Below are 12,222 nucleotides of genomic sequence, written 5' to 3' on the forward strand. Positions count from 1 at the left end.
ATATTAGAGAACAGTTTGAAAAATAACTCCTGGCACAATCGCATTGGGCAAGTATAACCAGCCCTGCGAAATACAGGTAATAAGAGAGGTTATCATGAGTCAGGAAATTATCTTAAAAAATGTCAGTAAGACCTACGGAAAGAAAAAAGCAGTAAATGACGTCAGCTTGACCATAAGCGAGGGAATGTTTGGCCTGCTTGGAAGAAACGGCGCCGGTAAAACAACATTGATGAAAATACTTGCGACCATACATGAACCCACAGGCGGACAGGTGCTGGTAAATGGAACGGATATTAAGGAAAGTGGTAAAATACGCAGTATGACAGGTTATCTTCCCCAGGATTTCTCCATGTACGGCGGAATGAGTGCCTATGAAGCCATGGATTATCTCGGAACACTCTCCGGTATGAAAAAGGAGGAGAGAAAGGCAAAGATTCCGGCACTCCTTGAAAAGGTAAACCTAGCTGCCAACCACAGGACCAAGGTAAGAGCCATGTCCGGTGGTATGCGCAGAAGACTGGGTATCGCCCAGGCAATTCTTCATGATCCCAGGGTATTAATAGTAGATGAACCTACGGCGGGACTGGACCCGGAAGAACGGGTACGTTTCCGGAATCTTCTTTGTGAAATAGCACAGGATAGGATTGTTATACTTTCAACCCATATTGTAGGGGATATTGAAGCAACCTGTGAAGATATTGCTGTACTGGATGAAGGCAGGCTTATATTTAAGGGAACAGTAAGGGAGCTCTTAGAAATGGCAGAAGGAAAAGTATATACCGCAGAGATATCCAGAATGGAGCTGGAGGAGTTAAAGACCAGACATATAGTAACTGCCATCCTGTCAAAAGGAAGTAAAGCAGAAGTACGCTTTCTGGCGGAAGGTGGAACTCCTTTTGAGAAAGCTTTTATAGCAGAACCCAATGTAGAAGATGCCTACCTTTACCTGATGGGAAAGGAAGGAGGAAAAAACCTATGTGGTTAACCTTATTTCTAAAAGAGTGCCGGATGTGGTGTAAAAGTATCTTATTCCTGGGCTATATAGCTATGATCGTATTTTTTTACCTGACTCAAATGGGGTCAGAGGATATTCCCTTAAAACCGGAGCCCGGACAGGAAAGCTATGGCTATCATTACAGCACGAAAGAGTCAGATATTATGCGTACTGCTACTGAGAATCTGCTGCAGGAATACGGCAATGGAATTTATGTCACCTATCCCATCGGATTTTACAAAGCAGTTCGTTTGAATGAAGAGAAAACAGCCAGAATGGAAGAAATCCTACAGAAACTAACAGGTACAACGGCAGAAGAGTTTCAGAAAATTACTGATAATTACAAGGAAGCTTCAGGTTTTGAGGAAAAAGACGGGATGATTATTAAAATCGAAGGTTCACCTTTAAGTTTAACGGTAAGGACGGATATCCCCTATAAGGAATTCTTAAGTTATATGGCACAGGCAGCTGAACTGATTGGAAAAGGCAGCTCTTACAGCAAGGACACTGTGGTCAAGAATGCAAAAGTCCCCTTAACCTATGAAGAAGCATTAAAGGATTATAATGAAATTTATGAAAAAGACCGCTTGTCAGGTGCTTATGCCAGACTGTTCTGTGATTACATGGGAATTCTGTTAGGTGTCCTGCCGGTATTTTTCATCACCGCAAGGATTCTAAAAGATAAACACAGTAAAGTAGTTAACGTTATATATGGAAAGAGTATTTCCTCCATTACTCTGGTTACTGCCAGATATGCAGCCATCTGTTTTATGTTATTTGTACCTGTACTGCTACTGTCCTTTCTGCCTTTGTCCCAGGCGGTATATGCAGGGAAAACAGCCGGTATAACCGTAGATTATCTTGCCTTCTTAAAATATTGTACCGGTTGGCTTCTGCCAAGTATACTGGTGGTTACGGCCCTGGGTTATTTCATAGGTGAACTGACAGAGCAGGTATTGCCGATTCTTTTCCAGGTAGTATGGTGGTTTGGTTCCATATTTGCCAGTTCAAATAACATGATCGGAGGATTCGGCTTCAATCTTATTCCACGTTTCAATACCTTGGGAAATTACCAGGTTTTTCAGGCGGGAAAACATCAGCTGATTCAGAATCGCTTAGTATATACCTTATCTGCCGTTATACTTATGGCAGCAGTAATTTATCTTTATGACTGCAAGAGGAAAGGAAGCTATGGAAGAAATGGAAAGATATCAAAAAATAGCATACGTAAATCTGAAGCATAACCTAATAATTCCTTATGTCCTTGTGGTGCTCCTCTGTCTTTTGTCACCTCTGGTAATCGGACTGGAAAATCTAAACGAGAATCAAACAGCTAAAGTCATAGAAGTCTTTATCAGCCTCTTTGGTATTATCTTGCTGATGAGTATCTTCACACCGGACATAGACAGGGATATAAGAGATATCATATCCTCCAAAAAAGAATCCATGATCGTGAATCATGTACTTCGTAGTATAAGTGCGCTAATTCTCATAGCAGTAACAGGGGTTCTATATTTGGGCTGGATGGCATTAGGAGGCTGTGAGTTCACCTTTTCCGGTATGTTTTTTGTACTTATGGCAAACAGTATATTTCTTGGTGGACTTGGAGTGTTTTTCTTTTCCATAAGCAATCAGCCAGTTTTGGGTTATATGGTGCCGATTCTGTATTATGTATTGAACTTTGGCTCAGGAAAAAAGTATCTGGGAGATTTTTATCTGTTTTCTGTAATGCAGACCGGTTCTTATCAGGAAAAGTATATTCTGCTGGCTGGAGGCATAGGGCTATTGGTTTTATCCGTCATCTGGCGTGATGTTATATGGAAGAAATTCAGATAGTGAGATTGTGGTAAAGTAATATTGAAAATGATAATTTACCAAGGTGTATGAAATTTTGTAATAAATGTTCACACGTTAGATTAAGATCCGAAGATAACATTAGATATGTATGTTCGGATCTTAATTTTATTTAGTGGCAAACAGTTTATAGAAATGGTAAAATAAAGAAATGAATTATCTGCAAAAGCAAAAGCTTAAGATAAGGGCTGAAGATAAGAACTGAGATAAGAACAGAGATAAGAACAGAGATAAGAACAGAGATAAGAACTGAGATAAGAGCTGAGATAAGAACAGAGATAAGAACAGAGATAAGAACAGAGATAAGAACTGAGATAATAGCAGAAGATAAGGGCTGAAGATAAGAGCTAGAGCTGATGATAAGAGCTTAGGATAAGAAGTAAAGATAAGACCTGAAAATAAAAGCTGAAAATAAAAGCTGAAAATACGAGCTAAAGATAAGAGCTGAAAATAAGAACTGAAGATAAGAGCTGAAAAGCTAAAGATAAAAGCTAGAGGGAGAGGCTAAAAAGATGATAAATACAATAAATAATTATGAGGAATTTAAGGACAACCTGTATCGGGCAGGTATGAGTGTCGGTGGGGGAAATAACGAAGGAGTTTTTTCTCTCTGTGATTACTATGGTGCGAATATAATCTGGCATACGGAGGACGCTGATACAGACCCCTGGGAATGGAGAATGCGAGTGCTTCGTGAAGAAATGGATATAGCATATGGCAAGTTCTTCTTTAAGAAAAGCGGATTTATTACAAAAGAGTGGTATCCATATTTTTATGCAGTCAGAAGAGGAGACAGAGATCTTTATGAGGAATATGAAGCAGGAAATATCAGCCTGTTTGCAAAGAAGATATACGAGCTTATCACAGAATATAAAGAGTTGCCCATTCATCTTCTGAAGCAATACGGAGGTTTCTCATCAGAAGATAAAAGTAAATTTGATGCTGCAGTAACTGAATTACAGATGAAATTCTATATAACCATGTGCGGCAGAGCAAGAAAAATATCAAGAGCTGGTGAAGAATATGGCTGGTCGGCAGGAGTGTTCTGCTTAACAGAGGATTTCTTCTCAGAGGATGTTCTGGAGAAGGTCTCCGAAATTACAGCTGAGGCTGCTTATGATAAAATCTATCAAAGGATATTAACCTTAAATCCTGAGGCAGTACCGAAGAAAGTCAGGAAATTCATATTAGGTTAGCTTCCGTTTATTATATCTGTAAAAGAGTCTGATGGATTTTGCCAGGGAACTTCCTGCAGAGCAGCTTATCCTAAATATTTTCTTTTTATATTCTCCCAGATAGTTTTATAGAAAATAATACTTTGCTGCTGTACAATGTAAAGAATAATTCTCATTGGATTATAAATCTGCTTAGAGATGGAGTGAAGTTATGAAAAGAATTAAAATATCAATTGGCGGTATTTCAAAAGAAGAACTGATTAGCTTATTAAAAGAAAAGAATATATTAATCAATCCTTTAGGGGAAAAGCTACTGGAAAGTGAATTGTTTCTTGTAACGAAAGAGAGACAACAAATTGATTTAACAGAAATATCATTAATTGAATTAGGCTTAACGGATGGAAAGGCAGGACTTCTGGAGGTCATTAGGCAAGCACAAAATGTTGGGTTGAATATTTGCTCTCCTGATGTGGCACCATTTTTAAGATTAGCCTATTTTGATGATAAAAATAGTCACGGTACGGAAAAGAAACATAAAACTCCTGATGGTGCTGTAACCGTAGTATCTGAAATATTGGACGAAGATGTGCATTTTCCAAAAGGATTTTATCTTAGAAAAATTGATAACGACTATTGGCTGAGAGGGTATATTTGTGACTATGAACATACCTTTGAACCAAATGAGAGATTCATATTTATGGGGATTTATAATAAAAATCATTAGAAAGTGCCACCATAGTTTGAAAAATCACCAAGAAATCCTTCTAAAGCTTTGAATAATAGAATTCTGAGGCGGCCTTCGTATGAAAAATCCTGCGTTTAAATCCGTAACTATACGCAAAAAACACAGTTTTATAAGTTATAACTTATAAAAATAAAATATCGGTGTTATATATCAAATATACTTGTGATATACTTAAAGCAGTGAAGCAAAGGAGGAAACGCCTTTATGATAAAACGAGAGTTATATATGAGCCGTATTCGCCCCTTTATAGGGAATGAGCTTATCAAGGTACTTACTGGTGTTCGACGCAGCGGTAAGTCAGTTATGCTGGAGATGATATACGAAGAGCTGATTTCTTCTGGTATATCCGAAGACCAATTCATCTTTATTAATTTTGAGAATATGAGCAATTCTCATTTATGTACCGCCAAGGCCTTACATGACGAGGTACTAAGCCGAGTCTCCGTAATCAAAGATAAAGTTTATCTTTTTTTTGATGAGATTCAGGAGGTGGAGGAATGGGAGAAATGTGTTAATTCCTTTCGGGTAGAGTTTGACTGTGATATATATATTACAGGTTCTAATGCAAAGCTGTTATCAGGCGAATTGGCTACGTATCTGGCAGGACGTTATGTGGAATTTATTGTCTATCCCTTTTCCTTTGAGGAGTATACCCATTTATATCTATCTATTTATCCAAACACTTCTCAAAACGAAATTTTTAGGCAATATCTTACTCTTGGTGGTATGCCTTATCTGAATAATCTCCGTTATGCTCCTGAGCCCAGCCGCCAATACCTTCAGGATCTCTACAACTCAGTTGTCCTCAAGGATGTGGTTAAGCGGAATAATATCCGGGACGTAGACTTGTTAGAGCGTATCATTGCTTATATAACTGCCAATGTGGGAACTACTTTTTCTGCTACAGGAATTTCCAAGTATCTTAAAAATGAGAGCAGGACGGTTTCGCCTGAAACTATTCTTAACTACATTAAGGCATGTGAAGATGCATATCTTTTTTACCGTGTGAAACGGCAGGATTTGCAGGGGAAGAAAATACTTACAGTAAATGAAAAATATTTTATCGCTGACCATGGCATACGGGAAGCTGTATTTGGCGGTAATATGAAAGATGTTAATCTAATTTTGGAGAATATCGTATTCTTGGAGCTTTTGCGTCGTGGATATGATGTCACAGTAGGAAAAACGGGAGACAAAGAAATTGATTTTGTCTGTAATAAGCAGGGACAGAAAATCTATGTTCAGGTGGCCTATCTGCTGGCATCTGAAGAAACCACTGAACGGGAGTTTGGTGCATATGACAGCATAAGGGATAATTTTCCGAAGTATGTGGTCACAATGGATGATCTGGACATGAGCCGAAACGGTATTAAGCATCGAAATATTCGAGACTTTCTATTAGCTCCCAACTGGGATTGATAGTTAAAGAGTTTTAAACACATTGCCTTAACATATATGAAATAACTAAAATTAGTAAACAAGCACCACCGTCCTGTGTCAAAGATATGGGTAGGAGGTGCTTGTTCGCGCTTAAGCTGGAAGAATGTGCAGAGGTGGTCGGGCTAAAAGGTCCTTGGAAGTAATACTGGTGTCAACATATAAAAGGCATGAGCATAAAAAGGCATGAGCATAAAAAGGCATGAGCATAAAAAGGCATGGGAATAAAAAGGCATGAGCATAAAAAGGCATGGGAATAAAAAGGCATGAGCATAAAAGGCATGAGCATAAAAGGGCATGAGAATAAAAAGGCATGAGAATAAAAAGGTATAAGAATAAAAAGGAATGAGAATAAAAAAGGCATGAGCATAAAAGGTATAAGAATAAAAAGGCATGAGAGAATAAAAAGCATTAGAATAAAAGCATGAGCATAAAAAAGGTATGAACATAAAAAGTCATAAGCTTAAAAAAGGCTTAATATAAAAGCGGGTATGGTAATATAAAAGGAATGAGTTAGAAAATCCTAGAATAACAAATAATGCGCCTGAAAGAAACAAATGCTATTGTAATACAGAGGACAGATAAGAAAAAGACATATATCAAAAATTATTAAAAATAAAGAAAGTTCCTTTTTTCAAGCTATACATAATACGATACTAATGAATGAAGATTAAAAGCAAAAAATCTCTAATATTTTGTAACGAATATTATTTTGGCGGGTCTAACTTAAGTAACAACAGAAATGAGGTGATAAAGGGTGGAGAAAATTGACTTTGACCGTATATACAAAGAGTACTTTAAACAGGTATATGCCTATGTACTGGGGTTATGTGCCAATCCGGCATTAGCAGAAGACCTAACCCAGGAAACCTTTTATAAGGCACTTAAAAGCATAGACAGGTTTAAAGGAGAGGCGAAAATCAGTACCTGGTTATGTCAGATTGCAAAGAACTGTTATTTTACTTATTGCAGAAAGCATAAGAAGGAGTCACAGTGGGACTATGACAAGGAGTATGACAGCCCGGATTTATTTATACGGTTAGAGGATAAAGAAACGGTTCTGGAGATCCACAAGCATCTTCATAACATGGAGGAGCCTTATAAAGAGGTCTTTACACTGAGGATATTCGGAGAGCTGTCTTATCTTCAGATAGCTGAGATATTCCATAAGACCGAAAGCTGGGCAAGAGTCACTTTTTATCGCAGCAAGAAGATGATCAGAGCATTAATGGAGGAAAAAAATAATGGAAAAGACCTGTGATATTATAAAAGACCTGCTACCGTTATATCTGGACAATGTGTGCAGCGAAGACAGCAAAAATGCTGTGGAGGAGCATATTGCAACCTGTGAGAATTGCAGAAGGGAATTAGAAGCATATAGATCGGATATTACAGCAGCAGACAGCAAAGGGGAAGAAGTAATCAAAAAGTTATCCAGCCGTTGGAAGAAGACTAAAAGAACCTCGCTACTAACCGGTATACTTTTTATGGCTGTGCTTATTGTTGCAGGCATATCCGCCTTACTCTATTCCTTTTCCGAACGTCCGGTAAAACCGCAGGAAGTGGCAGTGGAGGAATTAAGTATACTTAAGAATACTAACATCTATTTTACTCTACGGGTTTCAGAGAAGGTCAATGCAGACGGGATGAACTGGTTTGAGCAGAACGGAAATGTATATATAACATTAAAGACAGACCAGGTGCAGTTGAAAAAGAAGAAGGTATCACAAAGTTTTGAAGAGAATACTGCAAATTATAGCAGGTGGGAATTCAATACGCGCATGAGTGGCATAAAAAACATCTATCTTTATGACAGCCTCGATACTTACGATAATGGAAAGGACGGAAAAACTCTAATCTGGAGTAATGAAACAGAGCTTAAGGAGGCAGGAACAGAAGCAGAGACCTGGATTAAAACCTATTCCTCCTGGGGAAATGTAGAACCGGGACTCTTAGCAAAAAATCTCTATAAACATCGCAATCCCTATGTGGGAGATATGTCTGCCAACGGCAGGATTTTAAATGATCTTAAGGTTGCAAAAGTCCTTGGTAATTTTAAAAATGAATTGCAGACGAAAGCAGAGCCTTATGGTTATACCTTATTATTTGAAGATACGGTACAGGAGCAAGAAAGCGATGAATTTAACGGTACCATGAAATCCTATGCCTGTATTATGCTAGCCATGATTGATAATTTAAGCGAAGTAACGTGGAAATATACCGTGGAGACCGGAAAAGGCGAAACAGAAATTATTCAGTCAATTACAACAGCAGAAGCCGGAAAGTTAGCAGGTTCAGACATCAAGAGCTTTTCTGACTCCGTGAGTGAAATACAGAATCTTTTGTACATTCTGGGTATTGAAAAATAAGCAATTTAATAAAGTTCATAAAAAAATTATTCGCTTCCTTACAATGAAAAGTTAAAGTACTATTGTAAAATAGTAAAAACTTGACAAAATATGGTGAATAAAATACTATATATGTGTAATAAGGCATAAAACAGAAGTAACTTTATTGAGGGGAATAAAAGATAACAGCTATTTTTGCCTTATTACAAATATACACTATATAATATAATGATAAATGTAAAAATATAACTACCCTTGTTTGAAATAATTATAACATTGATAATTTGAGAAATAAAGAAAAATAAGGGGACAGTTATGTCCCTGTTACGAATGAGGTGAGGTGTGAGTGATGAATTATGAACATTTTGGTACTTTTTTAAAAGAACTCAGAGAGGCTAGAAATTTAACGAAAGAACAACTTGCTTCTGGTTTGTGTACACGAAAGGAGATTTATAGGATTGAAAAAGGAGAGTATCAACCGTCTTTATATTTATTGAATAAATTGTCGATTAAATTAAATGTTGATTTAAATGAATATTTTAAGATGTATTATACTGTTAAGACAGCAGTTGGATTAATCGGAATACAGGAAATAAATGATGCATTAACTATGGGAGATCTTATTAGTTTAAAAGAAGTGATTAAAAAGTATGAAAATAATGAGGATTTTAAACAGGGAGAAAATCTACAACATATATATTATGCTAAAGCTATTTGTGAAACGGATATAGGAAATTACACAGAATCCCTAGAATACTGTATGAAAGGTATCTTAATAGAAAACACATTATTTTCAATCGATACAATAACAGAGTTCATGTATTCAAATGTAGGACTTGCTATTATAAATTGTATAAGTATAAATTATATGTATATGAAAAAAAATGAAGTTGCATATAAAATTTTATCAGACATATTGTCTCTTATTGAAAAGTACTACATAAATTCATCGTATACAATGTATCAGGCAGGCCAGTTTTCTAAAAAAATGTATATTGGAATTCTATGTAATTTAGGACATATATATCTATCAGATAATGAAATAGATAAAGCTGAAGAAATGATTAATAAAGGGATTGAGTTTTCTATAAAAGAATATAATTTAAGATTTATACCAAATCTAATCTATAATAAATTTAGAGTTTTGTATAAAAAAGGTAATTTTAAGGAAGCAGCAGATTATTTTGTTCAGGCAATCGGTTTGTTTAAACTTGTAAAACAAATGAATACAAGTATAGAGATTGAAGAGTCTGCCAAAATAGATTATCCAGAGATAATAAAATATTTAGATGACAGGGATGTAGAAAGATAAGATATGAAATATGGAGAATTATGACATAAATAGTAATTAAAGGATAGTTGAAAGTGAAACAGGAAAGTAATCTAAATGATATTGAAGTGTGTAAATAGTGACTGTATTACCATTATCTTTATACAAGCAGATTTTGTTAACACAGTCTCTATTTATTAGCAGGTTTTATTTGTTTCTCATTTCGTTAATCCGGCATATCTTTCAAAGGAAGCAACCGGAAGTGGCGGCGAATAGAAATATCCTTGCGCGATTTCACAACCTGAACGATATAAAAATTCTGCCTGGCTGAAATTTTCAACCCCCTCAGCAACCACTTCTATACCAAGACTTCTGGCAAGTGCTATGGTATATTCCAGAACGGTTTCTTCCTTACGGTTCTCCCCAGTCCCGTCAAGAAATGCCTTATCCATCTTAAGAATATCTAATGGAATGTCTTTCAGAAAATTCAAAGTTGAATATCCGGTACCAAAATCATCCAGAGAAAGTCGGAATCCTTTCTCTTTTAGCGTATACAGTTTACTTTGCAAGTCCGTTTTGTAGTTAAAGAATGCTGATTCTGTTATTTCAAGCTCTATGTAGGTAGGAGGTACCTGATATTTCTCAGATATATACATGAGCTTGTCTACAAAGTCGGAGTTGCTGAAATGGATACGGGATACATTAATTGATATAGGTATAACAGGATAGTCTTCTTTCATCCATTTTGCAATCGTTTGAAAGGCCTTCTCCCAAATAAAGTAGTCCAGTGAGATTATAAATCCGTTCTTCTCAAAAAGCTGTATAAACCTTTCCGGAGGAATGATACCTTTTTCCGGGTGATTCCAACGTACTAAAGCTTCAGCTCCCACTACCTCAGTGGTAGGGATGGACATTTTAGGCTGCAGATACATTTCAAAATGATTGTTTGATAATGCGGAAATCATTTCATTCTCAATATCACTGTCTTCAAGAGTTCGTTTTCGTAAAGAATCTTCATAAAAAGCAAGAGTCTTCATAACATCATTCTTGATTGTCTTTTTAGTGAGAGTTGCACGTTCGCACAGTACATTCATGGAAAGGTCTTTGCTCTCAACAAGGCAGACACCGATAGAAAAGGAGATTTCCATTTTTAGAGGATACTCTTTCATCTGTTTTTTTAGAAATAAAGCAAAATCATAAATTTCGGATTCATTTCTATACTCAGTAAATACTGCGAAATTATCCGAATACAGCCTGCAATAAGCATAACAGCCTGCTGTATTGGAGGACAGGACAGTGCCGATATATTTTAATACTCCGTCTCCCTCTTTGTTACCATATAAGTCATTAATAACACTAAAACGTTTAATATCAAATACAATAACGGCAAATTTTTTGTCAGGGTTAGTTCTTCTTATACGTCTGGTTTTGTATTCAAACCGGCTAAAAGTAGGAATATTGACACCCATCAAAAGATCATTTCCGTTTACTGTATAGGCAACCATTTCTTTACTAACTTCCTGGGCAGTGCCAAGGACTCTTGTTAACCGGCCATCTTCGTTAAAGTAGCATTTACGCTTACAACGCACCCACATAAGTTCATTGTTCTCGGTTCTTCTGCGGAACGTAATGGAGGTGGAAGCCTGGTCGGGGCTTGCTGTCCTTATAAATTCTTTGAATCTCAATAAATCACTGGGATGTATGTATTTTAATCCAAGAAGATGCTTAAAGGAATTCTTCTGGTTATATAAGGATATCCCTGTTAACTCCATAAAATTTTCAGATACATAGAATGTATCATCCTCGAAATTGATGTCAAAAATGACTAAGTTTGTTTGTTCAGCAATTACATCATACCGTTCACACATTTCTTCAAAATTGGTATCTGTAGATAACATGTTGATATTGCTGCCTCTTTTGTTCATTAAAATCCCTCGCTTTTCAAATCACATAGTAGATCAGCCTCTTTGTACATTTTTGATTTTATTTCGTAGGAAATAATTGCAACTGGCTGCCATACCTGTCAGGTTTAGGCCCTATAGCTTTGCGTCACTGCCTTTAGACAGTTATGCCTTTCTTTCGGGAAATAAATGGTGATATTTAATTTTTAATTTATTTGAATCAACTATCTTAGTTGTGATTAAATAATAATATTTATACTAAATATAAAATATCCTTGAAGGATATTTTATGCCATAAGTGTCAAAAGATTTGATAACTTTGTAAAATTATGCTATAATTCATAGTAAAATATTATCTGGTCTCACAAATAAAAGGAAAGGGATCATTTAAAGTGGTTATTATTCCAGTACCTCTGGAAGGTGAGGTTATACCAGATACAGAGACTAGAACCAGTAAAACAGCAATAAAGTAACGTATTTTTGAAAACAATTTCATAA

11 protein-coding genes and 1 riboswitch are annotated in these 12,222 nt (G+C 36.2%); of the genes, 9 read left to right on the top strand and 2 right to left on the bottom strand.

What is annotated here, in order from left to right:
- Nucleotides 1–94 precede the first annotated feature (94 nt).
- The 9 genes from BR73_RS0105230 (at nt 95) to BR73_RS0105275 (ending at nt 9,865) form a co-directional block, all read left to right on the top strand.
- On the top strand, nt 95–985 hold the full coding sequence (locus tag BR73_RS0105230) for an ABC transporter ATP-binding protein (RefSeq protein WP_033164662.1): 891 nt from the start codon (nt 95–97) through the stop codon (nt 983–985).
- Nucleotides 976–2,238 (top strand): ABC transporter permease, encoded by a 1,263-nt coding sequence (locus tag BR73_RS0105235; RefSeq protein ID WP_033164663.1) that lies wholly within the window; start codon nt 976–978, stop codon nt 2,236–2,238. The genes BR73_RS0105230 and BR73_RS0105235 overlap by 10 nt, the downstream gene beginning before the upstream one ends.
- Nucleotides 2,186–2,830, top strand: a complete 645-nt coding sequence (locus BR73_RS0105240; protein ID WP_051684987.1) for a hypothetical protein — start codon at nt 2,186–2,188, stop codon at nt 2,828–2,830. Before BR73_RS0105235 ends, BR73_RS0105240 begins: the two co-directional genes overlap by 53 nt.
- 530 nt (nt 2,831–3,360) lie before the next feature.
- Nucleotides 3,361–4,044 (top strand): hypothetical protein, encoded by a 684-nt coding sequence (locus tag BR73_RS0105245; RefSeq protein WP_033164664.1) that lies wholly within the window; start codon nt 3,361–3,363, stop codon nt 4,042–4,044.
- Between the two features lie 190 nt (nt 4,045–4,234).
- Complete coding sequence (locus BR73_RS0105250; RefSeq protein WP_033164665.1) at nt 4,235–4,747, top strand: hypothetical protein; 513 nt, start codon at nt 4,235–4,237, stop codon at nt 4,745–4,747.
- A gap of 225 nt (nt 4,748–4,972) precedes the next feature.
- Nucleotides 4,973–6,187, top strand: coding sequence for an ATP-binding protein (locus tag BR73_RS0105255; protein ID WP_033164666.1), 1,215 nt, complete (start codon nt 4,973–4,975; stop codon nt 6,185–6,187).
- Between the two features lie 784 nt (nt 6,188–6,971).
- The gene (locus BR73_RS0105260) at nt 6,972–7,466 is read left to right on the top strand and encodes an RNA polymerase sigma factor (RefSeq protein ID WP_033167111.1); all 495 of its coding nucleotides are present in this window, start codon (nt 6,972–6,974) and stop codon (nt 7,464–7,466) included.
- On the top strand, nt 7,450–8,574 hold the full coding sequence (locus BR73_RS29050) for a DUF4825 domain-containing protein (RefSeq protein ID WP_197032618.1): 1,125 nt from the start codon (nt 7,450–7,452) through the stop codon (nt 8,572–8,574). Before BR73_RS0105260 ends, BR73_RS29050 begins: the two co-directional genes overlap by 17 nt.
- 328 nt (nt 8,575–8,902) lie before the next feature.
- On the top strand, nt 8,903–9,865 hold the full coding sequence (locus BR73_RS0105275; RefSeq protein WP_033164667.1) for a helix-turn-helix domain-containing protein: 963 nt from the start codon (nt 8,903–8,905) through the stop codon (nt 9,863–9,865).
- A gap of 176 nt (nt 9,866–10,041) precedes the next feature.
- Here the strand turns inward: BR73_RS0105275 and BR73_RS0105280 are convergent, their stop codons facing one another.
- Together BR73_RS0105280 and BR73_RS28650 are read right to left on the bottom strand one after the other, a co-directional pair.
- Nucleotides 10,042–11,748 carry an EAL domain-containing protein gene (locus BR73_RS0105280; RefSeq protein WP_051684988.1) on the bottom strand — a complete coding sequence of 569 codons (1,707 nt, stop codon included), beginning with the start codon at nt 11,746–11,748 and terminating at the stop codon, nt 10,042–10,044.
- Between the two features lie 74 nt (nt 11,749–11,822).
- Nucleotides 11,823–11,906: riboswitch (cyclic di-GMP riboswitch) on the bottom strand.
- 170 nt (nt 11,907–12,076) lie between these two features.
- Nucleotides 12,077–12,220 (bottom strand): hypothetical protein, encoded by a 144-nt coding sequence (locus BR73_RS28650; protein WP_156034614.1) that lies wholly within the window; start codon nt 12,218–12,220, stop codon nt 12,077–12,079.
- Nucleotides 12,221–12,222: the final 2 nt, after the last annotated feature.

Origin of the sequence: Clostridium sp. KNHs205, from assembly GCF_000702945.1 — a bacterium.
Taxonomy (GTDB): domain Bacteria; phylum Bacillota; class Clostridia; order Lachnospirales; family Lachnospiraceae; genus Anaerocolumna.